The 26569-nt window shown below is 59.6% G+C and carries 22 protein-coding genes and 2 pseudogenes; 10 read left to right on the top strand and 14 right to left on the bottom strand.

The annotated features are described in order from the left end of the window. Positions 1-690 carry a carbonic anhydrase gene (locus tag FHX05_RS20530; protein ID WP_183711684.1) on the bottom strand — a complete coding sequence of 230 codons (690 nt, stop codon included), beginning with the start codon at positions 688-690 and terminating at the stop codon, positions 1-3. A gap of 437 nt (positions 691-1127) precedes the next feature. Here FHX05_RS20530 and FHX05_RS20525 point away from each other — a divergent pair, with 437 nt between their 5' ends. Beyond that, positions 1128-1925: a creatininase family protein gene (locus FHX05_RS20525; RefSeq protein WP_183874476.1), complete on the top strand. Its 798-nt coding sequence runs from the start codon at positions 1128-1130 to the stop codon at positions 1923-1925. On the opposite strand, the gene FHX05_RS20520 is transcribed toward FHX05_RS20525, so the two are convergent. Continuing rightward, the gene (locus FHX05_RS20520; RefSeq protein WP_183874127.1) at positions 1913-2881 is read right to left on the bottom strand and encodes a LysR substrate-binding domain-containing protein; all 969 of its coding nucleotides are present in this window, start codon (positions 2879-2881) and stop codon (positions 1913-1915) included. The genes FHX05_RS20525 and FHX05_RS20520 overlap by 13 nt on opposite strands. Before the next feature lie 184 nt (positions 2882-3065). Here FHX05_RS20520 and FHX05_RS20515 point away from each other — a divergent pair, with 184 nt between their 5' ends. The 7 genes from FHX05_RS20515 to FHX05_RS20485 all read left to right on the top strand — a co-directional run bounded on the left by FHX05_RS20515 (position 3066) and on the right by FHX05_RS20485 (position 10056). Continuing rightward, complete coding sequence (locus FHX05_RS20515; RefSeq protein WP_112399943.1) at positions 3066-4082, top strand: ABC transporter substrate-binding protein; 1017 nt, start codon at positions 3066-3068, stop codon at positions 4080-4082. Positions 4083-4228: 146 nt separating this feature from the next. Beyond that, positions 4229-5053 carry an ABC transporter ATP-binding protein gene (locus tag FHX05_RS20510; RefSeq protein WP_183874125.1) on the top strand — a complete coding sequence of 275 codons (825 nt, stop codon included), beginning with the start codon at positions 4229-4231 and terminating at the stop codon, positions 5051-5053. After that, positions 5053-5919, top strand: coding sequence for an ABC transporter permease (locus FHX05_RS20505; protein ID WP_246699016.1), 867 nt, complete (start codon positions 5053-5055; stop codon positions 5917-5919). Before FHX05_RS20510 ends, FHX05_RS20505 begins: the two co-directional genes overlap by 1 nt. After that, entirely contained in the window at positions 5919-7232 is a 1314-nt protein-coding gene (locus tag FHX05_RS20500; RefSeq protein ID WP_183874123.1) for a cytosine deaminase, read from the top strand. The genes FHX05_RS20505 and FHX05_RS20500 overlap by 1 nt, the downstream gene beginning before the upstream one ends. A gap of 1 nt (position 7233) precedes the next feature. After that, positions 7234-8643: an FAD-binding oxidoreductase gene (locus FHX05_RS20495; RefSeq protein ID WP_183874122.1), complete on the top strand. Its 1410-nt coding sequence runs from the start codon at positions 7234-7236 to the stop codon at positions 8641-8643. Continuing rightward, a complete protein-coding gene (locus FHX05_RS20490) occupies positions 8640-9221 on the top strand; it encodes an NAD(P)H-dependent oxidoreductase (protein ID WP_183874121.1) in 582 nt (193 codons plus the stop codon). The genes FHX05_RS20495 and FHX05_RS20490 overlap by 4 nt, the downstream gene beginning before the upstream one ends. Before the next feature lie 337 nt (positions 9222-9558). Then, positions 9559-10056, top strand: coding sequence for a BON domain-containing protein (locus FHX05_RS20485; RefSeq protein ID WP_183874119.1), 498 nt, complete (start codon positions 9559-9561; stop codon positions 10054-10056). Positions 10057-10112: 56 nt separating this feature from the next. Here FHX05_RS20485 and FHX05_RS20480 read toward each other — a convergent pair whose 3' ends face one another. From FHX05_RS20480 to urtA, 7 genes and pseudogenes are all read right to left on the bottom strand, one after another. Further along, entirely contained in the window at positions 10113-10550 is a 438-nt protein-coding gene (locus FHX05_RS20480; protein WP_183874472.1) for a YqaA family protein, read from the bottom strand. Positions 10551-10600: 50 nt separating this feature from the next. Then, positions 10601-10729: pseudogene (locus tag FHX05_RS30465) on the bottom strand (metal resistance protein); the annotation flags it as partial. A gap of 322 nt (positions 10730-11051) precedes the next feature. Further along, a complete protein-coding gene (gene urtE, locus FHX05_RS20475; RefSeq protein ID WP_112412496.1) occupies positions 11052-11747 on the bottom strand; it encodes an urea ABC transporter ATP-binding subunit UrtE in 696 nt (231 codons plus the stop codon). Position 11748: 1 nt separating this feature from the next. Beyond that, positions 11749-12504 (bottom strand): urea ABC transporter ATP-binding protein UrtD, encoded by a 756-nt coding sequence (gene urtD, locus FHX05_RS20470; RefSeq protein WP_112337768.1) that lies wholly within the window; start codon positions 12502-12504, stop codon positions 11749-11751. Between the two features lie 97 nt (positions 12505-12601). Further along, positions 12602-13669: pseudogene (gene urtC, locus FHX05_RS20465) on the bottom strand (urea ABC transporter permease subunit UrtC); the annotation flags it as partial. Then, complete coding sequence (gene urtB, locus FHX05_RS20460; protein WP_183874115.1) at positions 13666-15291, bottom strand: urea ABC transporter permease subunit UrtB; 1626 nt, start codon at positions 15289-15291, stop codon at positions 13666-13668. The gene urtB and the pseudogene urtC, both read right to left, overlap by 4 nt. 67 nt (positions 15292-15358) lie before the next feature. Beyond that, a complete protein-coding gene (gene urtA, locus FHX05_RS20455) occupies positions 15359-16648 on the bottom strand; it encodes an urea ABC transporter substrate-binding protein (protein ID WP_183874113.1) in 1290 nt (429 codons plus the stop codon). Positions 16649-16878: 230 nt separating this feature from the next. Here urtA and FHX05_RS20450 point away from each other — a divergent pair, with 230 nt between their 5' ends. Together FHX05_RS20450 and FHX05_RS20445 are read left to right on the top strand one after the other, a co-directional pair. Further along, entirely contained in the window at positions 16879-20268 is a 3390-nt protein-coding gene (locus FHX05_RS20450; RefSeq protein WP_183874111.1) for an ATP-binding protein, read from the top strand. Next, a complete protein-coding gene (locus FHX05_RS20445; RefSeq protein WP_015343271.1) occupies positions 20261-21184 on the top strand; it encodes a response regulator transcription factor in 924 nt (307 codons plus the stop codon). The genes FHX05_RS20450 and FHX05_RS20445 overlap by 8 nt, the downstream gene beginning before the upstream one ends. Positions 21185-21199: 15 nt before the next feature. Here the strand turns inward: FHX05_RS20445 and FHX05_RS20440 are convergent, their stop codons facing one another. From FHX05_RS20440 to FHX05_RS20420, 5 genes are all read right to left on the bottom strand, one after another. Then, entirely contained in the window at positions 21200-22051 is an 852-nt protein-coding gene (locus tag FHX05_RS20440) for an alpha/beta hydrolase (protein WP_246699015.1), read from the bottom strand. Positions 22052-22372: 321 nt separating this feature from the next. Next, a complete protein-coding gene (gene kynA / locus FHX05_RS20435; protein WP_183874106.1) occupies positions 22373-23203 on the bottom strand; it encodes a tryptophan 2,3-dioxygenase in 831 nt (276 codons plus the stop codon). Positions 23204-23586: 383 nt separating this feature from the next. Beyond that, entirely contained in the window at positions 23587-23874 is a 288-nt protein-coding gene (locus FHX05_RS20430) for a hypothetical protein (protein WP_183874104.1), read from the bottom strand. Positions 23875-23978: 104 nt separating this feature from the next. After that, the gene (locus tag FHX05_RS20425) at positions 23979-25364 is read right to left on the bottom strand and encodes an MFS transporter (protein WP_183874102.1); all 1386 of its coding nucleotides are present in this window, start codon (positions 25362-25364) and stop codon (positions 23979-23981) included. 237 nt (positions 25365-25601) lie between these two features. After that, positions 25602-26549: a dihydrodipicolinate synthase family protein gene (locus tag FHX05_RS20420; RefSeq protein ID WP_162708059.1), complete on the bottom strand. Its 948-nt coding sequence runs from the start codon at positions 26547-26549 to the stop codon at positions 25602-25604. Positions 26550-26569: the final 20 nt, after the last annotated feature.

Below are 26569 nucleotides of genomic sequence, written 5' to 3'. Positions count from 1 at the left end.
CTACTCCGCAGCTTGCGGCATCACATGCGGACGACCACGACCGGTGACGGCGACGGGCAAGGGCCTGTCCTCGTTGATATCCGTGAACCGAGCGGCGGCACCGTCGTAAACGAGCACCTCCCCGGTCTCGATGTCGAAAAACCAGCCATGTAGGGCAATGTCGTTGGTCGCCAGCTTGGCCGCGACCGAAGGATGCGTGCGCAGATGGTCAAGCTGGACAACAACGTTTTCCATGGCTATGGCGCGGACCCTTTGGCGCTCGGGCAGATCGCCAGGATAGGCTTCGCAAACGATCGAATGGGCAGCATGGCTGTGTTTCAGCCACGCAGCAACATTCGGCATCGGCTTCAGGAGATCGGGATAGCAAAGCCCCTTCATAGCGCCGCAATCGGAATGCCCGCACACGATGATATCGCGAACGCCCAGCGCGACGACGGCATATTCTATCGCCGATGATACGCCGCCGTTAGCGGTGGAAAACGGAGGAACGATATTTCCGGCATTGCGGCAAACGAAAAGTTCGCCGGGGCCGGATTGCGTGATCGTTTCAGGCATCACCCGGCTGTCGGCGCAGGAAATCATCAGCGCTTGTGGTTGCTGTCCCTCCTCCGCCAGCCTGCGATAAAGTGCCTGATGGTCGGGAAATACGGCTCCGCGAAAGCTGGAGATACCCTTGAGCAAATCACCCATTGTCGAGTCCTTGTGATGGGCCGGACGGCAGGCAGGGGGCGTACCCATGCCCGGCGGGTTGGAATGCGCGATCATTTCGCAAGTGCGAGATAGGAACGGGTGGCCGGAAGAGAATAGCGGAAATGAATTTAGTCGAATCTAATTTATAAAATTCTTGTGAGTGAACTGTGAGATGGTTTGAATCGACCTGGGATCCATATTGTGCGCCCGCGCCGGAATGAAGCGATCTCGTTCCAACAGCGTCAATCGGCGCGGCAGTCACGCTCCTTACCGATGCGGAATGCTTCGGTTGCCGCATCGCTTCTGCCCTATTCCAAGTTTGCCCATCGGTCAGCGCACGCAAAAAGGCAGCGGCACGGCCGCAAATTGATGCTTTCCACCGTTACCATCCTTGCCGTATCCGTTGAGCAACCAGGCGCTGACGAGAGGACATGGCAATGACGAAGCCCTTCTATTGGAACGAACTCAATACCAATGATTTCGCCGAGCTTTCGCCAGACACCACGATCGCGATCCTGCCGATCGCCTCTACGGAACAGCATGGTCCGCATCTGCCGATCGCGACGGATGTCGCAATCGCTGAAGGCATGCTGGCAGAATTGAAAGTGCAGCGTCCGGACGATCTCGATTTTCTCGTGCTGCCGCTGCAGGAGATCGGCAAGGCCAACGAACATGTCTACGGCCCCGGCACGCTGTCGCTCTCCGCAGAGCTGCTGATCCCGGTCTGGACCGCCATCGGCGCGAAAGTGGCCGAGGCTGGCATCCGCAAGATGGTGATCGTCAATTCGCATGGCGGAAACGTGGATATTATGAGCATCGTCGCGCGCGAACTGCGCGTGCGCTACCAGATGGCCGTCGTCGCCACGCAATGGACCCGCTTCGGCACGCCCGACGGCATGATCGACGAACATGAGCAACGCTTCGGCATTCACGGCGGCGATGTCGAAACGTCGCTCATGCTGCACTTCCGGCCTGAACTCGTGCGCATGGACAAGGCTGAGAATTTCTCCTCCAAGGCCGAATGGATGAAGGAGCGCTCCAAATATCTGCAGCCATTGCCGCCCCATTCGCTCGCCTGGATCGCCCACGATCTCAATCCGAACGGCGTCGTCGGCAATGCCGCCAACGGCACGGCGGAAAAGGGCGCGCTCATCTGCCGGCATGAGATCGCTGGCTTCATCGAGATGCTGCGTGATCTGCGCGACTATCCGCTTGCCAACCTCTATTCGAAATAGGCGTCCGAGCGGCGGCGTTCGGAGGGTAGCATGATATGCCCCTTCGCCTGCAGCTCCTCGACCATCCCCGCAAGCTCGGCAAGCAGGTATTCGACAAAGAGGCTGGTCGCAGCGTCGAGTGGCGCTCGTGCACGGGCGACGAGCTTCATCGGTTGATGCCGCGAATGAGGCTCGGCGATCGGCCGGAAGACCAGCTCTCCCCGGCGACATTCGGTCAGCACATCAAGGGGGTTGAGCAGTGTCAGCCCTGCCCCGCATTTTACCAGCTGCTTCAGCATTTCCGACGCATTGCTCTCCAGCACAGGTTCGACCTGTACGGAAAGACGCGAAAGCATCAGATTGATGACCTCTCGCAGGCTCGTCCCGGGCTGCGCAAGCAATAGCCGCTCCTCCACGACATCGGCGAGATTGATGGGACCAGGCCCGATCAGCGGATGACCGGGCTGCAGGACGACGCCGATCGGTATATCGAAATTGGCAAGGGAGCGAATGCCAGGCATTGCCGGAATGTTGAAGCCAAGCCCGAGATCCACTTCTCCTGAGACGACCGGCGCCATCGTCGTCGATCCGGCATCGTTGCGCAGCTGGACGAAGACTCTTGGATGCTCGGAAAGAAAACGCGCGATGATCTCGGGTAGCGGACCTGAGGCCAGGCCGACAGTGGCGACGATGCGAACCTTGCCCGCCTGCTGCATCTTGAGACTGCGAATGCGGCCCTCAAGCCGCTCGTAATTCTTCAGAACCTCGCGGATATGCTCGATACAGAGCTCGCCGGCCGCGGTCAGTCTGAGTCCACGAGGCAGCCGTTCGAAAAGCGGCGCCCCCATTTCCTCCTCCAGCGCCAGGATCTGCCGGTTGATGGCCGACGAGGCGACATTGAGCCGTGCCGCCGCCTTGCGGATCGAGCCACAGCGGGCGATTTCATTGATATAGAGAAGCCGTCGCGAGTGCAGCATATCTGTCCCCATTGCTTAATTTTTGCCCAGACCGCACAATTTAGGCACAGACCCGGGAACAGATGCCGAAAAGGCATCAATGCGCACGAATTTTGATGCTTTTCAAAGAGCAAAGCAACCGCTCAAATGTAGGAAATGGGCGCCAACCACGACGTCCCATGGCAGATAAGGGGAACAGTCAGCCATGTATAAAGCCTTGAAGACGAAAACATTCTTTGCCGCCATGGGGCTTGCCGCCGCAATTATGGCCGCCGAGCCTGCAAATGCGCTCGATAAAGTCAGCTACGGCACGAACTGGCTTGCGCAAGCCGAGCACGGAGGTTTCTATCAGGCGGTTGCCGACGGCACCTACAAGAAATACGGCCTTGATGTCACGATCGTCCAGGGCGGCCCCAACGCGGCCAATTCGGCCCTACTGATCTCCGGCAAGCTGGATTTCTACATGGGCGGCCCGCAGCAGGAGATCGATGCGGTCAAACAGGGCATTCCGATCGTTGACGTCGCCGCCATCTTCCAGAAGGATCCGCAGGTCCTCATCGCCCATCCGGATGCCGGCGTGGAAAAATTCGAGGATCTGGCCAAGCTGCCGACGTTGTTTCTGAGCAAGGACGGCTACATTACCTATTTCGAGTGGATGAAGGCCAATTTCCAGGGCTTCAAGGACGAACAGTTCAAGCCTTACAACTTCAGCCCGGCACCCTTCCTCGCCGATAAGCAGTCCGCGCAACAGGGTTACGTCACCTCCGAGCCCTACGAGATCGAGAAGCAGGCCGGCTGGAAGCCGAAGGTCTTCCTGATCGCCGATGCCGGCTACTCGCCCTATTCGACGATGATCACCGCGCAGAAGGCGCTGGTCGACAAGAACCCCGATCTCGTGCAACGTTTCGTCAATGCCTCGATCGAGGGCTGGTACAATTATCTCTACGGCGACAACAAGGCGGCCAACGAGCTGATCAAGAAGGACAATCCCGATATGACGGATGGTCAGATCGCTTATTCCATCGCCAAGATGAAGGAATATGGCATCGTCGAATCCGGCGAAGCCCTCGAAAAGGGCATCGGCTGCATCACTGAGGCCCACTACAAGAAGTTCTTCGACGAGATGGTCCAGATCAAGCTCTTTGACGCCGACATCGACTACAAGAAGGCCTTCGATACGCAGTTCGTCTGCAAGGGCATCGGGATGTCGCTGAAGAAGTAACATTGGCACCTCCCCCTTGAGGGGGGAGGTCGCCGCAAAGCGGCGGGTGGGGGTGATAGCCTGAGATAGCAACAGATCACCCCGCCCCGGAGCTTCGCTCCGACCCTCCCCCTCAAGGGGAGGGTGGATCAATAAAGAGCTAAACCATGCTAGTGTCCGAAGCTACCAAATCCACCCAACCCGAGACACGCAAGCGGCCGCTCGTCGTCATGGAACAGGTCTCCAAGGTCTTCTCCAACGGCACGCTGGCGCTATCGGGCATGTCGCTCCATGTGGAAAGCGGCGAGTTCATCAGCCTGCTCGGCCCTTCCGGTTGCGGCAAGTCGACGGCCTTGCGCATCATCGCAGGCCTTGGTGGTGCCTCCAGTGGCAGGATCGATTGGCCGAGTTCGCGTATCAACGCCAAGGGCCTGCCGGAAGGCGATATCAGCTTTGTCTTCCAGGAGCCGACGCTGCTTCCTTGGAAGACGGTGCTCGGCAACGTCCATCTGCCCTTGAAGCTCAGGGGTATTTCGAAAGCGGCCGCTCACGACCAGATCATGGAAACGCTGGCAACGGTCGGCCTCCAGGATTTTGCGCAAGCCTATCCGCGCGAATTGTCCGGCGGCATGAAGATGCGCGTTTCGATCGCCCGCGCCTTGGTGACGAAGCCGAAGCTGCTGTTGATGGACGAGCCCTTTGCGGCACTCGACGAAATTACCCGACAGAAACTGAACGACGATGTTCTCAACCTTTGGCAGAAGACCGGCATTACAGTCATCTTCGTCACGCATTCGGTCTATGAGTCTGCCTATCTCTCCAATCGTATCGTCGTCATGAAGGCACGACCGGGCCGCGTTCATAGCGATTTTCCGCTGAAAACCAGCGGCGAGCGCGATCCGCTTTATCGTTCGTCGGAAGAATATCGGCAGGTGTGCGAAAAAGTGTCCCGTTCCCTGATCGAGGCCATCGGCTGGCCGGAGGCCCATTGATGAGCGACAGCACCAGCCTGCCCGCCACTCTTTCCGTTGAATCGGCCGATGCGCCGGCGGTAGATGCAGCCAGAAAGCGCAGTATCGAACGCACGCTTGGCATCTTCGTGCCCATCCTGACCGTCCTTGCGCTTCTTGTCCTCTGGCAGCTTCTGGTCGTCGGCACCGGCATTCCGCAATATATTCTGCCAAGCCCCATCGCCGTCGCCAAGGCGCTCGTTTCCGACTGGGGCATCCTTTGGCCGGCTCTGTGGGTGACGACTGAGATCACCTTCATATCCCTCGTGCTGGCGCTGATCGGCGGCGTCGGCTTTGCGATCTTCCTCGTGCAGTCCCGCTGGATCGAACTTGCCTTCTATCCGCTGGCCGTCATCCTTCAGGTAACGCCGATCGTCGCGATTGCGCCGCTGATCCTGATCTATGCACCGACGCGCGAGGCCGCACTTCTGATCTGCGGCTTCCTCGTCGCCTTCTTTCCGATCCTCTCCAACATGGTGCAGGGATTGAAGAGCGTCGACCATAACCTGCTCAACCTCTTCGATCTCTATGGCGCTTCGCGTTGGCAGGCCTTGCTGCATCTGAAGCTGCCTGCCGCCCAGCCCTATTTCATGACGGGCCTGAGGATCGGCGGCGGCCTGTCGCTGATCGCATCGGTCGTGGCCGAATTCGCCGCCGGCTCGGGCGGCCCCAACTCCGGCCTCGCCTTTCGACTGCTGGAGGCGCAATACCGCCAAAACATGCCGCGTCTCTTTGCAGCACTCCTGCTGCTATCGGCGCTTGGCGTTGCAATCTTCGCCTTTACCTCTTTCATCTCATGGCTGAGCCTGCATCGCTGGCATGAAAGCAGCCTCAAGCGGGAGAACTGATGTCACACGCCTTCATGTCGCCGCCGAACGCCGCCCGCTTCGTGCTGAGCAATGCCACCATCCCAGCCGTGACGCTTTCCGGTTCCAAGACGCCTGCCAACGAGGGTCTCGTCAAGGCCGATATCGTCGTCACCGACGGTCTCGTCAGCGGTATTCTGGCGCCTGGCACCGCGCCAGTCGAATATGCCAAAGTCGATATGAAGGAAGGTATGGTCTGGCCGACTTTCGCCGACATGCACACCCATCTCGATAAAGGCCATATATGGGAGCGGCGTTCTAACCCGGACGGCAGTTTCATGGGTGCGCTCGACGCCGTGCGCGCCGACCGCGAGGCCAACTGGTCGGCCGAGGACGTGCGCAAGCGCATGGAATTCTCGCTGCGCTCGGCTTACGCGCATGGCACCGGCCTGATCCGCACCCATCTGGATTCGCTGGCGCCGCAGCACCGCATTTCCTTCGAGGTTTTCACCTCGGTCCGCGAGTCCTGGAAGAGCAAGATCGCGCTGCAGGCTGTCGCTCTCTTTCCGCTCGACAACATGGTCGATGATGCCTTTTTCGCCGACCTGCTTCGCGTCGTGCGCGAGGCAGGCGGGTTGATGGGCGGTGTCACCCAGATGAACCCCGATCTGGATGCTCAGCTTGACAAGTTGTTGCGCGCCGCTGCCAACAACGGCCTCGATGTCGACCTGCATGTCGATGAAACCGAAGACAAGCAGGTGCTGACGCTTCAGGCGATTGCCGAAGCCGTGTTGCGAAATGGCTACCAGGGCAAGGTCACCGCCGGCCATTGCTGCTCGCTTGCCCGGCAGGATGAAGATGTCGCGCGCGCCACCATCGATCTCGTTGCCAAGGCCGGGATCTCCATCGTTTCGTTGCCAATGTGCAACATGTACCTGCAGGACCGCCATGTCGGCCGCACACCACGCTGGCGCGGCGTCACGCTTCTGCATGAACTTGCCGCCGCCGGCGTTGCCACGGCCGTCGCCTCCGATAATACGCGCGACCCCTTCTATGCCTATGGCGATCTCGATCCGGTGGAAGTGTTCCGGGAAGCCGTGCGCATCCTGCATCTCGACCATCCGCTGGATACGGCTGCAAGGGTCATCACCACCTCGCCCGCAGAGATACTTGGCCGCCCGGATATCGGGCGGATCGCCGTCGGCAGCCCGGCCGACCTCGTGCTTTTCAGCGCGCGGCGCTGGAGCGAATTCCTCTCTCGTCCGCAGTCCGATCGCGTCGTCCTTCGCAAGGGCAAGGTGATCGATCGCAGCCTGCCGGATTATCGTGAACTCGACAGCGTCATTGGAGCCTGACATGCCGGATTATCAGCGCATCAAGAAAGAACTCGAAGGTATTGCCGTCGAAGACAATCCGGCGCTCGTACGCCAGAAAAGCCGTGACTTCTACTGGTATTCGCCGATCCTGAAGGCCCAGCTCGACAATGTCACGGCCGATCTCGTCGTCACCCCGAAAACCGAGGAAGAGGTGATCCGGACGCTCAAGGTCGCCTATGCGCATGACGTCCCCGTCACGCCGCGCGGCGCCGGCACCGGCAATTACGGCCAAGCCATGCCGCTTTCCGGCGGCATCGTGCTCAACCTTGCCGCCATGAACAGGGTCAAGGAGATCCATCCCGGTCGCGTCATCTGCGAGCCCGGCATCGTCATTGCCGAGCTCGACCGGCAGACCAAGGCCCATTCGGGCCAGGAACTGCGCTTTCACCCCTCGACCGCGCAGATGGCGACCATTGGCGGCTTCATCGCCGGTGGTTCGGGCGGCGTCGGCTCGATCACCTGGGGCGGCCTGCGCGATCTCGGCAACATCCTGCGGCTGCGCGTCGTGACGATGGAAGCCGAACCCCGCACGCTCGATCTCACCGGCTGGGATCTGACCAAGGTCAGCCATGCCTACGGCACCAACGGCATCATCACCGAAATCGAAATGCCGCTGGCGCCGGCCTATGATTGGATCGACGTGCTGGTCGGCTACGACGATTTCATGGACGCAGTGCGCTTTTCCGACGCGCTTGCCAAGTGCAACGGCATTCTGGTCAAAGAAATCGCTCCGATTGCCGCTCCCATCCCGCAAGATTATTTTACCCGCCATAAGTCCTACATCCGTCAAGGGCAATCGATCGTGGCGCTGATGATTGCGCCGCATTCGATGGACCCTTTCGTCGCCTTCACCATGCAGCAGAAGGGTGAAATCACCTTCCGCTCCGACACGGTCGAGAGCATGAAAGGCATTCCGCATGCCTATGAGCTTGCCTGGAACCACACCACACTGCGCGCCCTGAAGGTCGATCCGTCGATCACCTATCTGCAGGTGCAGTATCCCGGGCCGGATCATGTCGCCAAGGTCCGGAAGATGGTGGAAATCTTCGGCGACGAGGTGCCCGGCCACCTCGAATTCATTAGGTTCGACGGTCAGATCCAATGCTCGGGCCTGCCGCTGGTTCGCTATACGTCTGAGGCTCGGCTTGAAGAGATCATTAGGATTCACCAGGATCACGGCTGCCCGATCTTCAATCCGCATCGCTATACGCTGGAGGAAGGCGGCATGAAGCAGACGGATGCGGTCCAGCTTGCCTTCAAGAAGGAAACAGATCCGAAGGGCCTGCTCAATCCCGGCAAGATGATCGCCTGGGACGACCCGAATTTCGACTTCGAATCCGGCAAGAACTATCTCTTCCCCGGCCTTGAGGCGCTGATGGAGGCTTCATGAAGGTTCTGGTCCTTCATTCCCATCCGGTCGAGGAAAGCTACGGTGCCGCGCTGCACCGAAAAACCATCGAAAGCCTGAAGAGCGCCGGCCACGAGGTCGACGATTGCAATCTCTACGCGGAGGGCTTCGATCCCGTGCTGTCGCGTCGTGACCGCATGATCTACCACGACTATCCAGACAATACCGAAGCAGTCAAATCCTATGTCGACCGGCTCGCGCGTACCGAGGCCTTGGTGATCGTCACCCCGGTCTGGAATTTCGGCTTTCCGGCCATTCTCAAGGGCTATTTCGATAGGGTCTGGCTTCCGGGCGTCTCCTTCGAACTCGTCGACGGCAAGGTGCGCTCAAAGCTGCAGCATATCCGCAAGCTCGGCGCTGTCTTGACCTATGGCGCCGATCCGTTTCGCGCCTTCATCGCCGGCAATCCGCCGAAGAAGATCGTCAAGCGCGTGCTGCGCGCTCAGATCAAACCCTTCGCCCCGGTCGTCTTCCTTGCTCACTACGACATGAACCGCTCGACCGACATATCCCGTAGCCGATTTCTGACGAAGGTCGGTCAAGAGATGGAACGGTTCTAGAGCATTTCCGTTTTCGTCGGATCACGAAAGTGCAAGCAATTCTGTCGGAAGTAGCGGTCAGGTTCGCGGACACCCAGGACCAGGAAATACGGCGTTAGATATCGGATTCCCAAGCCATCGGCATTCGTATTCATTCCCGGACGGGAGGCAGATAGCGATTTCAACCGACGCCGCTTTAGCTGCTGACTGAGCGGCAACCTGCCGCGAAACTTCGCAAACGGCCAGATGCCACGACGATTGGGTCGATCGAAGATCTGCGTCGGCCAAGCGAAGGGAACATTTCCCCATTGCAGCTGTTAGATCATTCCAGATGATAGGTGGCTGTAAGGAGGTCAATATGGCACCGCCACGTAAACCAAACCCGTTGTCTCGCGAAGAAGACTATCGCGATTACGAGGATCGGGAAATTCGAGATGGCTGGCCCTATTCGGATGTCGATGGCAATCCATTGGAAAGCCATCCCGACAATACTCCCTACGGCGACACCCCGGCCAATTTCGACGAAGATCCGAGTACAGGATTCACCGTAGATACCGCCGACGCGTCAGGTCGCGAGGAGAGGGTAGATACGGCCGTTCCCTTGCCAGCCAGCAGAATTGACGACGACGAATTGGAAGCACAGATCACCGAGCGGCTCGAAGAGAGCGGCAAAGTCGTTACCGACAACATCGAAGTGCATTCCGTCGACGGGATTATCACGCTGGAGGGGCGCGTCGAGACGATTTCGTTGGCGCGCAATCTCGAGGAGATCGTTCTGACGGTTCCGGGTGTCGTGGGCGTACATAACAACCTCGAAACGCTCGGCGTCGATTCTCATATGCCCGATGAGGAATAGCGAGGTGGAGCCGGGCGGCAACGATGGCGGGGCGGCCGACGTCCGTTCGTCAGATGTCATCCCAGATTCATCGTGGCCAGCGCCACGATGACGTAACGCCCGAGCTTGGCAATCGTCACCAGCAGCAGGAAGGTTGGCAACGGCTCGCGCAGAACGCCGGCGACCACCGTTATCGGGTCTCCGACGATGGGCACCCAGCTCGCAAGCAGAGACCATTTTCCGTATTTTCGATACCATGCCTGCGCACGATCGAGGGTATCCTCACCAACGGGGAACCAGCGGCGCTGTCGAAATCGTTCGATCCCCCTTCCCAGCATCCAATTGACGAGCGAACCCAGAATATTGCCGACGCCGGCGGTAACCACCAGCCAGACCGCGGAGTATCTTCCGGTCAGAAGCAGGCCAGCAAGCACCGCCTCCGATTGCATCGGCAGGATCGTTGCGGCACCGAAGGCTGCCATGAACAATCCGAAATAAGCCAATAGGTCGGTCATGCCGCCGGAGGTATTTCGCATCGGTGTTGAGCTCGTCGGTCGGCCACCGATAATTGCCGAGCGATATCAAGAAACGGCTTGCCGCCCCCGATCATGCTGGTGACGCTCTTCACATGGTCTTCAGAGCGCTTGAGCCGCTTGACCGCCTTTGGATGGGTAGCGCGAGTGTGTTCCGTCATGACGCTCTGTATCCCCGCAAGAGAGCATGATTGTCAACGTCGGTCTGGTCGCGTACTTGACTGCGCGCGAAGGGGTTTGAATTGGGGTTTGGTAGGCCGAGAATGGCGGGCCGGCCGTTCAACCACCGCAAGAGCCCAAAGGATTTGGACCGCACCTCGAACGCATGACGGCACAAGAGTTGAGAGGTTTGATCGACCGTTTCTGGGATCCCTGCGGGCCTGCGGATCACTTTGCGAATTCCGCTGCCTAGCTCTCAAGGGTTAGACTGTAGTATCGCCTTCTCAACACCTCGCTTCAGATGAATGAACCTGAGACGGTTGCTCAAACGGTCAGATGCCTGCGGGCGTCGGCTGTATCCAGCGTTTCAGCCAGACCTTCATGCACGATCTCGCCGCGATCCATGATGTAAACGTAGTCGGCAAGCTCCCGGCAGAAATCGAGATATTGCTCGACCAGCAGGATCGCCATGCCGGTGGAATCCCGGAGATAGCGGATCGCCCGGCCGATATCCTTGATGATCGACGGCTGGATGCCCTCGGTCGGCTCGTCCAGGACGAGAATCTTCGGCCGTGTCACCATCGCCCGGCCGATCGCCAGTTGCTGCTGCTGTCCGCCCGAGAGGTCGCCGCCACGGCGCGACAGCATGGATTTAAGCACCGGAAACAGGCTATAAATGTCATCCGGAATATTGCGGTCACGACGGGAAAGCGGCGCATAACCGGTCTCGAGATTTTCCTTCACGGTCAAAAGCGGAAAGATCTCGCGTCCCTGCGGCACATAGCCAATCCCCTGCTTGGCGCGCGCGAACGGCGCCATGCCGTTCAGCGTCACGCCGTTGAAGGCAACGGTGCCGGCCGACAAGGCATGCTGCCCGGTGACGGCGCGCAGGAGCGAACTCTTGCCGACGCCATTGCGCCCAAGCACGCAGGTGATCTTACCCATCTCGGCCTTGATGGAGATGCCACGTAGCGCCTGTGCAGCGCCATAATGCAGATTTGCGTTTTCGACTGTCAGCATCTTACCGCCCCAGATAATTCTCGATCACCTTCGGATCGCTGCTGACGAAATCGATGGAGCCTTCCGCCAGAACCGACCCTTCCGCGAGGCACGTCACCTTGACGCCGAGATCGCGGATGAAGCCCATGTCATGCTCGACCACCACGACCGAACGCGTCTTGGCGATTTCCTTCAAGAGCACGGCGGTTTCCGCCGTCTCGGCATCCGTCATGCCCGCCACCGGCTCATCGACTAAGAGCAGCTTTGGTTCCTGCGCGAGCAGCATGCCGATCTCCAGCCATTGCTTCTGGCCGTGGGAAAGATTGGCCGCCAGTTCGTCGCGCCGATGCGACAACCGCACCGTCTCAAGGATTTCTTCGATACGATCGCGATCGATAGGCGTCAGGCGGTAGAAGAGCGTCGAAAAGACACCGCGATTGCGGTTGAGCGCCAGTTCGAGATTGTCCCAGACGGTATGGCTTTCAAACACGGTCGGCTTCTGAAACTTGCGACCGATGCCGAGCTGGGCGATGTCAGCCTCGTCCTTCTTCGTCAGGTCGATCTGGCCATTGAAGAATACCTCGCCCTCGTCGGGCCGGGTCTTGCCGGTGATGATATCCATCATCGTCGTCTTGCCGGCGCCGTTCGGGCCGATGATTGCGCGAAGCTCGCCCGGCTCGATGACGATCGACAGCGAGTTCAAAGCCTTGAAGCCATCGAAGGAGACGGAGACGTTGTTGAGGTAGAGCATGCTGTTGGGTTTGATATCCGGGATCATGGTCCTACTCCGCAGCCTGCACGGACTTTTGGGCTTCATCCTTCGCGGCCTTCGGCGGCGGGCTTGCCGGCCGGCGTGTCTTGCCGAAATAGTGCGCGATGGTGCCAACGATGCCCCTCGGCAGGAACAACGTCACGGCCACGAACAGGCCGCCAAGCGCAAATAGCCAGAAGTCGGGGAACAGGCCGGTGAAAACAGTCTTGCCGCCATTGACGAGGATGGCGCCGATAATCGGTCCGATCAGGGTCGCTCTGCCGCCGACTGCGGTCCAGATGACCACTTCGATCGAATTGGCAGGCGCAAATTCTCCTGGATTGATGATGCCGATCTGCGGCACGTAGAGCGCGCCGGCAATACCGGCCATCATCGCCGATACGACGAAGACGAAGAGCTTCATATGCTCGACACGATAGCCGAGAAAGCGCGTACGGCTTTCGGCGTCGCGCACGCCCACAAGCACCTTGCCGAACTTCGAGCGCACGATCGCCGAAGACAGCATCAACGCCAGCGCCAGGAACACGGCCGTAATAGCGAACAGCACGGCACGCGTGCCATCGGCCTGGATGTTGAAGCCGAGAATATCCTTGAAGTCGGTCAGGCCGTTATTGCCGCCGAAACCCATGTCGTTGCGGAAGAAGGCAAGCAGCAGCGCATAGGTCATCGCCTGCGTGATGATCGATAGATAGACGCCATTGACGCGGGAGCGGAAGGCAAACCAGCCGAAGACGAAGGCAAGCAGGCCGGGGGCGACGAGGACCATGAGCATGGCGAACCAGAAATGATCGAAGCCGTACCAGAACCAGGGCAGCTCCTTCCAGTTCAGGAAGACCATGAAGTCGGGCAGGATCGGATTGCCGTAGGTGCCGCGCGAACCGATCTGCCGCATCAGATACATGCCCATCGCATAGCCACCGAGCGCAAAGAAGGCGCCGTGGCCGAGCGAGAGAATGCCGCAATAGCCCCAGACGAGATCGAGCGCCAAGGCGAGCAGCGCATAGGTCAGGTACTTGCCGAAGAGCGACATGAGATAGGTCGGCACATGCAACGCACTCGTTTCCGGCAGAGCCAGGTTCGACAGCGGCACGAGCACCGCGACGGCAAGCAGGATCGCGATGGCGATGCTGATCCGGCGGTCGAGCGAGCGAAGGATAAAGGCCGTGATCATGCTTCCACCGCCCTTCCTTTGAGCGCGAAGAGGCCGCGCGGACGTTTCTGGATGAAGAGGATGATGAGGACGAGAACGAGGATTTTGCCGAGCACCGCCCCCGCATAGGGCTCGAGGAACTTGTTGAGAATGCCGAGCGAAAAGGCACCGACGAGCGTTCCCCAGAGATTGCCGACACCGCCGAACACCACGACCATGAAGCTGTCGATAATATAGCCCTGGCCGAGGTTCGGAGAGACGTTGTCGATCTGCGAGAGCGCCACACCCGCCATGCCGGCGATGCCGGACCCCAGCGCAAAGGTGAAGGCATCGACCCATGAGGTGCGTATCCCCATCGAAGACGCCATGCGCCGGTTCTGCGTCACCGCCCGCATCTGCAGCCCGAAGGCCGAACGCTTAAGGAGAAGCAGCAGCGCCACGAAAACGCCGAGTGAAAAGACGATGATCCAGAGCCGGTTCCAGGTGACCGAGAGATAGCCGAGGTCGAACGAACCGGACATCCAGGAGGGGTTGCCGACTTCCTGATTGGTCGGCCCGAAGATCGAGCGCACTGCCTGCTGCAAGATCAGCGAAATGCCCCAGGTAGCGAGCAGCGTTTCGAGCGGCCGGCCATAGAGGAAGCGGATGACGCCGCGCTCGATGACGAGACCGACGGCTCCGGTGACGACGAAGGCGACCGGAAGGGCGATCGCGAGCGACCAATCGAAGAGTTCGGGATAGGAGGTGCGGATGATGCTTTGAACCACGAAGGTCGAATAAGCGCCGAGCATCACCATCTCGCCATGCGCCATGTTGATGATGCCCATGACACCGAAGGTAATCGCAAGGCCGATGGCGGCCAGCAGCAGGACGGAGCCGAGCGACAGGCCGTACCAGACGTTCTGCACAGCGTCCCAGAACTTCAGTTGATCCTGGATGCTGGCAATGGCGGCAGCCACATCGGGCTTCAGGCTATCGTCGACGGAAACCGACGAGAGAATGCCGACGGCATCGCGGCCGCCTTCGTTCTTGATCGTCTCGATCGCCGCCTTTTTGTCTTCGATCGGACGGTCCGAGCCAAGCACGGCAACCGCTTTTGCGCGTTCAAGCACACCACGAATGTCCGCGTCCTTCTCGCTCTGCAGTGCCGTCTCGACGGCGTCAAGCGAATCCGCACTCGGTGCCTTCAGAATGGATTGCGCCGCCTCTAGCCGCGTCGTGCGATCCGGGCTCATCAGCGTCAGACCGCCGAGAGCCGCGCGAACCGCACGGCGCAGATTGTTGTTGATCTTGATCTTGCCGAGATTGTCCTTGGCTTCCTGACCGGCCGCCTGCCCGGTCAAAGGATCCACCAGATCCATCATGTCGCCGGAGGATTTGGCGATAAACACCTGGTTGTCGGATTTTCTTATATAAAGATCACCGTCGGAAAAGGCCTGCAACGCCGGCACCACTTTTGGATCGCCTGACTTCGCAAGGCTTTGGACGATATCGCCGGCCTTCTGGAAATTGGCCTGGCCGAGGGAATTGATGAGGCCGTGGGCGTCTTCCTGGGCGCGCAGGCTTGTCGCCGTCAGCGCCAGCATCAGGCAGAAGCCGGCGATCAGCGCCAGGGCGATACGGTAAACGAATTTGTCGAACATTGCGCTAGTCCCCTCAAGCTGCCGCGGCCAGAAAATCCTGCCCGCGGCGGTCTTGCGTCGGCTGAAATCAGGAGCCCTTGCCGCCGCACTTGCCGGTGGTGACGTTGAAGTTGCCGCAGTTCATCGGCATACGCCAATCCGAGATCAGGTCCTTGCTGTCAGGCAGGTAGTCGGACCATTCCTTGCCGACCACGGCGGGGGTCTGTGAAACGACGTCGAACTGACCGTTTTCCTGCACTTCGCCGATCAGGACCGGCTTGGTGATGTAGTGGTTCGGCATCATGGTGGCGGTACCGCCGGTGAGGTTCGGCACCGAGACGCCGATGAGCGCGTCGATCACCTTGTCCGGATCGGTCGTGCCGGCCTTCTCGACAGCCTTCACCCACATGTTGAAGCCGATATAGGCGGCTTCCATCGGGTCGTTGGTCACACGCTTGTCGTTCTTGGTATAGGCATGCCATTCCTTGATGAAGGCGGCGTTGGCGGGCGTGTCGACGGACTGGAAGTAGTTCCAGGCGGCCAGATGGCCGACAAGCGGCTTAGTGTCGACGCCGGCAAGCTCTTCTTCGCCGACCGAGAAGGCGACGACCGGAATATCTTCAGCCTTGACGCCCTGGTTGCCCAGTTCCTTGTAGAAGGGAACGTTGGCATCGCCGTTGATGGTGGAGACGACGGCGGTCTTCTTGCCGGCCGCGCCGAAAGCCTTGATCTTGGAGACTTCCGTCTGCCAGTCCGAGAAGCCGAACGGCGTGTAGTTGATGATGATGTCTTCGTCCTTGACGCCCTTGGACTTCAGATAGGCTTCGAGGATCTTGTTGGTCGTGCGCGGATAGACATAGTCGGTGCCTTCAAGCACCCAGCGCTGTACGCCTTCGTTCTTCATCAAGTAGTCGACAGCCGGGATCGCCTGCTGGTTGGGAGCGGCGCCGGTGTAGAAGACGTTACGCTCGGACTCCTCACCTTCGAACTGCACCGGATAGAACAGGATCGAATTCAGTTCCTTGAAGACCGGCAGCACCGACTTGCGCGACACGGAGGTCCAGCAGCCGAATACGGCCGAGACCTTGTCCTTCTGGATCAGCTCGCGAGCCTTTTCGGCAAAGAGCGGCCAGTCGGAGGCCGGGTCGACGACGACGGGCTCGAGCTTCTTGCCGAGAACGCCGCCCTTCTTGTTCTGCTCATCGATGAGCATCAGCATGGCATCCTTCAGCGTCGTTTCCGAAATCGCCATGGTGCCGGATAGCGAATGCAGGACGCCGACCTTGATGGTGTCGTCGGCTGCGAAAGCGCCGTGGAATGCTGTGGTGGACATGATGGCGCCGAGCAGCGCGCCGGAGACGAGAGTCTTGAATTTCATCCGTGGTTCCCCTCTTTTTGTCTGCCGCAACGGCCGGTAAACAAGGATTAGCCGCTGCCTTCCGCGACTATCCGGCGCGCCCTCAGGAAACCACATACGTAAAATGACGTAGACGCCGGGGCGAAATGTGCAGCTTTGGGCACTCCGACGCCCTTAAGCACGGCATCGATCCATGTTACGACGTCTTCGGACCGCCGAGGTGACGATGGCGGGACTGCTGAAGGGTAAGCATGGCTGCGCGGCAACGCATCATTCCGGTAAGACGCGAATACAATCGCTGGGTCGCAAACCAGACGCTGGAAGACTACGCCTTGCGTTTCACCGCCAAGAGCGCCCGCCAGTTTTCTTCGCAACGCATCTCGCAAACCGCGATCGGCGCCATTTCCTTCCTGGCGCTGGAGGCGATCGGCGGCACGATCACGCTCTCCTACGGCACCACCAACGCCTTCTATGCCATCATCGTCGCAAGCCTCGCCATGCTCGCAGTCGGCCTGCCGATCAGCCGATATGCGATCCGTCATGGCGTCGATATCGATCTTCTGACGCGCGGCGCGAGCTTCGGCTATATCGGCTCGACCATCACCTCGCTGATCTATGCCAGCTTCACCTTCATGCTGTTTGCGATCGAAGCCTCGATCATGTCCGGCGCGCTGGAGCTGACGCTCGGCATACCCGTTTGGATCGGCTACATCATCAGCGCCGTCATGGTGATCCCGCTCGTCACCCATGGTGTCCGTCTTATCAGCCGGTTTCAGCTGCTGACGCAGCCCTTCTGGATCGTTCTCAACATCCTGCCCTTCGTCTTCATCGCCTTTGCCGACTGGGAAAAATTCGACCTCTGGCGGGCATTTGCCGGCATTCACCACCCCGCAAGCGCGCCGGGCAGCGCCGCTCCTTTCGATCTGGTGGAGTTCGGCGCCGCTTCCGCCGTCATCCTGGCGCTGATGTCGCAGATCGGCGAACAGGCCGACTTCCTGCGCTTCCTGCCGCCGGAAGGTCACCGCAAATGGCGCCATCGCCTGGCCATCTTCCTCGCTGGACCCGGATGGGTCATTATCGGGGCGCCGAAGCTGCTCGCCGGCTCCTTCCTTGTCGTCCTGACGCTGACGTCAGGCGTGCCGGCCGACCGCGCTGCCGATCCGGCACAGATGTATCTGGCCGCCTTCGGCTACATGATCCCGTGGCACAATGCGGCGTTGCTGTTGATGGCCGCCTTCGTGATGATCTCGCAGCTGAAGATCAACGTCATGAACGCCTATGCCGGCTCGCTCGCCTGGTCGAACTTCTTTTCGCGGCTGACGCACAGCCATCCAGGCCGCGTTATCTGGCTGGTCTTCAATGTCGCCATCGCGCTCTTATTGATGGAGCTCGGCATCTACCGGCTGCTGGAGGAGACGCTTGGTATCTTCTCGATCATCGCCATGGCCTGGCTCTGCACCGTCTCCGCCGATCTCTTCATCAACAAGCCGCTCGGGCTTGCACCTCCCGGCATCGAGTTCAAACGCGCGCATCTCTACGACATCAATCCGGTCGGCCTCGGTGCCATGGCGCTTTCGGCAACCATCGCTCTCATCGCGCATTTCGGCGCCTTCGGTTCGATTGCCGTCTCGCTTGCGCCCTATATCACCCTCATCGTCGCGCTTATCGCGTCACCTGCTATCGCCTGGATCACCAAGGGCAAATATTATCTCGCCCGCAAGCCGCGGCAGAGCTGGAAGAACCTGACCACCATCACCTGCTCCGTCTGCGAGCACCCGTTCGAGCCGGAGGACATGGCCTGGTGTCCGGCCTATGCCGCGCCGATCTGCTCGCTCTGCTGTTCGCTCGACAGCCGCTGCCACGACATGTGCAAACCGAAGGCCCGGCTCAATACGCAAGTCGCCACCGTCGCAAAAACCTTGCTGCCGGAAAGCATCGTCGCAAGGCTCGCGACGCGCCTCGGCCGCTATGGAATTGCCGTTGTCTTGGCGCTGACCGCCATGGGCGCTATTCTTGCAATGATCGCGCATCAAGTCGGCGCCGCCTCTCCCGAGACCGCTGCCGTGGTCGACCGCACCATCCTCATCGTCTTCTTCGTCTTTGCCGTCATCGCCGGCGTCGCGTGCTGGTTCTATGTGCTTGCCCATGACAGCCGCGTGGTCGCCGAAGAGGAATCCTCGCGCCAGAACACGCTGCTTTTGAAGGAAATTGCCGCGCACAAGAAAACGGACGCTGCTCTGCAGGGTGCCAAGGAGGCGGCAGAGGCGGCAAACCGCGCCAAGAGCCGCTATGTCGTGGGCCTCAGCCACGAATTGCGCACGCCGCTCAATGCCGTGCTCGGCTACGCGCAAATCCTGGAGCGCGACGAGACCATTCCGGCACCCAGGCAATCCTCGCTGAAGGTCATCCGCCGCAGCGCCGAACATCTTTCCGGCCTGATCGACGGGCTGCTGGACATTTCGAAGATCGAGGCCGGCCGCTTGCAGGTCTATTCCAACGAGATCAATATCCACGATTTCCTCGATCAGATCGTCGACATGTTCCATCCGCAGGCGCAGGCCAAGGGGCTGACTTTCGTCCACGAGCGCGCCGCAGCCCTGCCCGATTATGTCCGCACCGACGAGAAGCGATTGCGCCAGATCCTCGTCAACCTGCTCTCCAACGCCATCAAGTTCACCGATGCCGGAACCGTTCGCTTCGAGGTGGGCTACAGAAACCAGGTCGCAACCTTCACCGTGTCCGACACCGGCCGCGGCATCGCGGCAAAGGACATCGCACGTATCTATGAACCCTTCCAGCGCGGCGAGGCGGACAGCGTACGGCCGATGCCCGGCCTTGGCCTGGGGCTGACGATCACGCAGCTGCTGACGAATACGCTCGGCGGCGAGATTTCCGTCACCAGTGAGAAGGACGTGGGCTCGACCTTCAGGGTACGCCTGATGCTGTCGGCCGTAATCCGTCCGATGAAGCCGCCGCCGCAGGAGCAGCGTATTGTCGGCTACGAAGGTCCACGCCGCACCATTGTCGTCGTCGACGACAATGAGGATCATCGCGAACTGATGCGCGAGATACTGTCGCCACTCGATTTCATCGTGCTCACCGCCGCCGGCGGGCCGGACTGCCTGACGCTGATAGAGGGGATCAAGCCGGATCTGTTCCTGGTCGATATTTCCATGCCCGGCATGAACGGATGGCAGCTCGTCTCACGGCTCAGGGAAAACGGCCAGACGTCACCGATCCTGATGCTGTCGGCCAATATCGGTGACGCTGCTGCGGCGACCGACAGCGACGACAGCCATAACGACGCCATCTCCAAACCGGTCGACATCCGCCAGCTTCGCGACAAGCTCGCGCTGCATCTCGGGCTGAAATGGATCTATGCCGATGCTTCTATCCCGACCGCGCCGAAGCCGCCACCGCCCCTGAAGAGCCCTGGGGTCGAGCATGTCCGCGAATTGCTGCGGCTCGGCGAGATCGGTTATGTCAGGGGAATCGAAGCAAAGCTTGCGGATCTTGCGAAACTTGAAGAAAACAGACCCTTCATCGATGCCTTGCGCGCCCATGTCCAGGCTTTCGATCTCGACGGCTTCCTGAAGGTGCTGCACAGCTTCGACACTGAAAAGGTAGAACAGATTGGCTGAGCCTGCCCTTCCCCGCGATATAGTCCTGCTGGTGGACGATTCACCGGAGGCGCTCGGTTTTCTGACTGACGCGCTCGAGCAATCCGGCTTTTCCGTGCTGATCGCCACCTCGGGACCGGCGGCGCTCAACATCGTCGAGCGCATCACACCCGATCTCATCCTGCTCGATGCCGTCATGCCTGTCATGGATGGTTTCGAAACTTGCCGCCGGCTGAAAGCCAATGCCGGCATCGCCCAGATTCCGGTCGTCTTCATGACCGGGCTCACCGAAACCGAGCATGTGGTGCACGCGCTGGAATCCGGCGGCGTCGATTATCTCACCAAGCCGATCAATATCGACGAACTGCGCGCCCGCATCCGGGTCCATCTGCGCAATGCCCGCTCGGCTCAAAGCGCCAGGGTGGCGCTCGATGCCGCGGGCCGCCATCTCCTGGCGGTCAAGGGCAATGGCGCTATCCATTGGTCGACGCCCCAGGCAACCCGCCTGATCAATGCCGCCACAGGCAGCGACGATGGCCTTGAGCTCGCCTCGAAACATATCGCCGCCTTCATGCTGGAACGCGAGCGGCTCGGTCCTGCTCGCGACAATCTTCTTTCGATGAACAATGGCGGCCAAGCGGCGCTGCAATTCACCTTTCTTGGTGCCATCGGCGCCGACGAATACCTTTTTCGCCTGACGGCCACCAGCCAGCGTGCCGACGACGAAGCCCTGCGCCGGCATTTTGCGCTGACGCAGCGCGAATCCGAAGTATTGCTGTGGCTCGCCAAGGGCAAATCAAACCGCGACATCGGCGAAATCCTCGGCCTTTCAGCCCGCACCGTGAACAAGCATCTTGAGCAGATCTATGTAAAGCTCGGCGTCGAAAACCGGGCATCAGCAGCTGTCAGGGCCGCCCACGTCCTGCATGAAGCTTAAGCCGCGGCCAGTTTTTCATTCCTCGCTCAAAAAACGCTGGAGCGAGTTTGCAAGATCGACCGGATTTTCTTCCGCGACATGGTGACCGCTTTCGATACCGTGGCCGGTGACATTCACCGCCCATAAGCGCCAGATTTCCCTCGGATCGCCGAAGAAGTATTCCAGATCGTCTTTCGTCGACCAAAGGCAAAGCAACGGGCATGCGATCCGTTTACCGGCAAGGCGGTCCTGCAGTTCATCTTCCCGATCAACGGTCAATCCTGCCCGATAATCCTCGATCATCCCATGGACGACCGCGGGATCGTGGATCGCCGTCAGCAGATCGTCATAGGCCTCTTTCCCCATGAAATCAGGATGAATGCGGCTGTACCAAGCCTGAGGGTCGGCATTGATGGCCTGCTCGGGCTTTTCCGGCCGCGCGAAGAAGAACCAATGATACCAGTCACGCGCAAAGCGCCAATCCATCCGTTCGAGATGTTCGATGATCGGAATGCTGTCGATCACGGCGACCTTGGTGACGATCTCGGGATGATCGAGGGCAAGGCGGAACGCCACGTAGCTGCCGCGGTCATGGCCCGCCACGGCAAAAGTCCGATACCCTAGAGCCTGCATCAGCGCTACACAGTCCAGCGCCTTCGCCCGTTTCGAAGAATAACGGCTATCCTCGCTGTCAACGGGCTGGAAAGACTTCCCAAATCCCCTGAGGTCAGGGCAAACAATCGTGAAGCGAGGAGACAAGAGGTCTGCGACATGGCCCCAAGTCATATGCGTTCGCGGATGGCCGTGCAGCAACAGCAATGGCGGCCCGTTGCCGCCGTGGCGAACGCGTAAAAGGCCGGGACCGACGTCGATATAATCCAGTGTCATTCCGCTGAACAAATCCCGCCTCCCTCGAATATTCGCTCCTTGCTCCTTACGTTTGCGGCATCGGATTGTTCCAACTTTACCCGTCACGCCAATTTTCCGCGGAAAACTCCGATTCGGTCGAACAGCGACCTTTCATATCAAGGCGAGGCTCGCACAATTAATTCTACTTTAAATTGCTAATAGAAGTAGACACGTCACGAACTCAGCTTTCTGCTTACCTTTTGAAAATTGGGCGATGGTCGCAGACCGCGTGCATAGACGATAACCATGCACGACGTGAAGCTGCACGCTTCAACAACGCCGGCCAGGCTTCCAGCCACGCTAAAGTTCAGTGCGCACGCGCCACAATTCCGGGAAGAGTTCCACCTCCAGCATCCGCTTCAGATACGAGGTCCCGGCTGTTCCGCCTGTGCCGCGCTTGAAACCGATCACGCGCTCGACCGTGGTAACATGGTTGAAGCGCCAGCGCCGGAAATAGTCTTCGAAGTCGACCAGCTTCTCGCCAACTTCGTAGGCTTCCCAGTATCGCGACGGATCGCGATAGACCGTCACCCAAACGGCCATAACACTCTCGTCGAATTGCCATGCCTGGCGCAAGTCCCGCTTCAGCACCTCCTGCGGCACGGGCAGGCCGGTACGCGCCAGCCGGCGCAACACTTCATCATAGAGCGAGGGACGCGCAAGTTCGGCTTCCAGCATCTCCAGAATATCAGGCCGATGTTCGTGCGGCTTCAGCATTGCGAGATTCCGGTTTCCGGCCGCATATTCGATCAACCGGTATTGCCATGACTGGAAGCCGGACGACTGGCCGAGATCGTCGCGGAAGCGCGTATATTCCGATGGCGTCATGGTCCTCAAGACATCCCATGCGGAATTCAGCTGCTCGAAAATCCGAGCCACACGGGATAGCATTTTCAACGCTTCCTGCGTTTGATCGGCTGCGATCATCGTCCTGGCTGCCTGGATCTCGTATAGCGCAAGTTTCATCCACAATTCGGACGTCTGATGCTGGATGATGAAGAGCATTTCATCATGCGCCGATGAGAGCGGGAGCTGTGCCGTCAGAATCCGATCGATCTGCAAATAGTCGCCGTAGGACATGCGCTGCCGGAAATCCATCTCGGCGCCATCTTTCGAAGGATCATAGGTCATTCTGGCTTTCCTCCTCCCGGACATGAAATTCGGGAGGACCTCCCGATATGAAGCGAAGCGTCGTCGCCGGTGCCATTGTACAATTTTGTTCGTGAATCGGCAGGCGCGACGTTGCTTTTAGCATATGCGCGGCGAACACCGCGCAGCTTTTGCGAGGTGTTTGAGGTTACCCTTGCCCGCAGTCTGAACTCCGGCTTGTACCCGCCCGGCAGCCAACCATCAGACTTTGCAAATCCATACGACAAGGGCGCCTGCTGTCGCAGACGCCGTCATGCCTTCGAACTGCAGTGCCTTTCAGAGCCGGTTCAGGCGATATCGCCGGTGCTCGGCTTTGGGTTGCGCGACGGTTTGGTCATGAGACTACCACTCCCGTCGAGCTGCGATCACCAGCGATAGTAGCGGTGATGGCGATGGTGGTGACGATGCTTGTACCAACCGTAATGATGGCCGCGCCAGTAATGGCTCCGATAGCTGCGGTGCGATTTCCAGTGGTGATGCCGGGGATGTCGCGACCCGTGCCAGTGGCGACGATGATCATAACGGACCGTTTGAACAGATGATTGGACCTCTGGCTTCGTCATGTTCATCATCGGTGCAGCCGACGCAGCACCGGCACCGATCATCAGGCCGACAGCCAGAAATGCAGCAAGCAGATTGTTAAAGATTTTCATAGCGAACCTCCATCAGTGCCATCATCCTGAAGCCAGGCGGCTGAACGGAGCATGAATGCCTGCAGCTCCCGCGTTCATCAGAAGGAACAGGTAACGCGGCTGGATTACGGAGAGAGTTCTTCGAGCGTCCGGCCTTTGGTTTCCACGGCGAATACGGCGGTGACAAGTGCGCCGAGCAGCAAAATTGCAGCGAATACCATGAATACGTACTGGATGCCCATCGACGAGAGCAGGAAACCCGTCACGATCGGGCCTGCCGAGGATCCCAGGCGAAGCCACGCACTTCCGGCACCCGTCCCGATTGCCCGCAGGCGCGTCGGATAGATCTCTGCGGAGTAAAGATACAGTGAGAAGGTAACCGTTTGGACGATGGCATAGGCAAGACCTGCCAGCACCAATACTTGCATGGCGGATGTCGCTCCAAGCCATGCGAGGATGGCAAGCGGGATGGGAGCGATGAGCAATGCTCCCGCATACCAGCGCTTGCGGCCTACCCTATCGATGAGCAGCGCGCAGATAACCGCTGCAACAACGCCACCCACCGATGTCGCGAACCCATAGAATATGCTGGTTTCAAGCGGCAGGTTGAAGGTCTGACGATAAAGGGTGGGCAACCAGGTAATTGTGCCGTTGGCGACCAGATAGGCGCTGAACCACATGGCCCAGATGGATAGCGTGCGCTTGAGATAGATGCCTTGGAAAAGTTCCCGCCAGTCAGATGGCTTGCGCACAGGCACTGCGGCATGTTTCGGCTCTGGAAGCGTCCTGCCCGCGGCTCGGGCGCTATCTTCGAGCTTGGTGACGATGCGATCGGCTTCCTCGTAACGCCCGTTGGCAACGAGCCAGCGGGGTGACTCGGTGAGGAACCAGCGCAGCGGGATCATCAACACAGCCGGGATCAGGCCGACGACGAACATGGCCTTCCAACCATAGAGCGGCACCATGAAATAGCCGATCAGGCCCGCACCGACGAGGCCGAGCAGGAACATCACTTCGTAGAGAAGAAAGAAACGCCCGCGGCCTTTCGAGCCGATCAGCTCATTGATGTAGGCGCTGGCGACCGGAACTTCGCCGCCGGTGCCGACACCCTGAACGAAGCGAAACGCCATCATCGTTGCCGCGCCGGCTGCAAAGAGGCAGGCGATGTCCATGCTGACGAAAAGCAGGATAGTAAAGAGAAGAACCCTCAATCGACCGATCTTTTCGGCTAGCCAGCCAAAAAGGACGGCGCCAATCAGTTGCCCCAGATATCCCATTGACAGGATCATGCCCGTCTGGCCGGGTGTCAGGCCCCATTCGTGCACGAGTACCGGCATGGCGTAGGCAATGGCGATAACGGTGTAACCGTCGAAGAATGTCGCGGCGCCGACGATATTGCGAGCCCAGAACACTTCTCGGGTGACGGGCAACCGCTCCAACCGCGCACTTATGTCGGCTTGCGGATCGATGACATGCGCAACCGGCGCCGTCATTCGCTGTTCGATATTCATTTCATCCTCCCTCTGCCCGGTCTCCCGTTCCCCGACCTGGCATTGACCTACGTATTGAACATCTTGCCTCGGCTGCCGCTCAGCCAGCAGGCGGCGATCCGAAGCTGCGGTCCTTTATGGGCGAAGCAACTTTCCGGCGCATCACAACCGCCGCCTTTAGAGAACGTCGCTCCCCGACGCATCTGCAGTCTCCCCCCTCGAATACGCCTCCGCCGATTGACGGCAGAGGCGTGTTTTTTATTCCGCTGCCAAAAGCTGCCCGACACGGCCGATGCCCGCCGCGTCGAAAGCGGCGAAGATTTCAGCCTCGGCTTTTTCACCGAGGCTCTTCAGCGGCTCGCGGATCGTGGCATGATCGAGCACGCCGCGATGGACGAGGCCAAGCTTGAGGGCGACGGTGCCTTCCATATGCGAACCCCGGTGATAAACGGCGCGGGTAACCGGCAGCAGGCGCTCGAAGATCTTGCGGGCTTCCGGATAATCCTGCGCCTTGCCCGCCCGAATGAGATCTATGAGCAGCTCCGGTGCGATGTTGCCGTAGCCGACGAGCAGGCCGTCGACGTCGAACATGGTCGGCAAGAGCCATTCGTCGTGGCAGCTCAGGATCTGCAAGTTCGGATTGGCCTTCTTCAATTCTGGAATTTCCACATACCAGCGCTTCATGTTGCGAACGCCGTTCTTGGTCGCAACGACCCCCTCCTGGGTCGCAATTGCGAGCTGCGTGTCCAGATCGTAGGAGGCCTTGGTGGCATCCGGATATTGGAACAGGATGCACTGCAGACCGGACTCTTGCCAGATCGCCTTGTAGCGATCCTGCGGCGCGCCCTTCTGGAAGCCAAAACGCAGCCAGCCATGGTTTGGATAGACAAGAGCCCCCGTGGCGCCCGCGGCCTTGCATTTCTTTGCCTCTTCGGCGGCAACCTTGGTGCCCTCGCCCGTAATGCCGGCGATGATCGGAATTTCGCCGTTTACGGCCTCGACATAGGTACGGATCAGCTTGAGGCGTTCCTCTTCGGTCAGGAATGTGCCTTCGCCAGCGTGGCCGAGGATGACGAGGCTCTTTATGCCGTCCATCGATGCAAGCCACTTCGCAATCCGAGCGTTCGCCGCATAGTCGACTTCACCGTCGCGGGTGAATGCGGTCACCGGTGCGGGGCTCAAGCCCCTGAGGTCCATTGGGTGCATGGGTAGTCTCCTCCTTGTCG

This window comes from Rhizobium sp. BK491 (genome assembly GCF_014194925.1).
Taxonomy (GTDB): Bacteria; Pseudomonadota; Alphaproteobacteria; order Rhizobiales; family Rhizobiaceae; genus Rhizobium.
The sequence above is the reverse complement of the archived record's forward strand: the minus strand, read 5'-3'. Positions and strand labels throughout refer to the sequence as shown.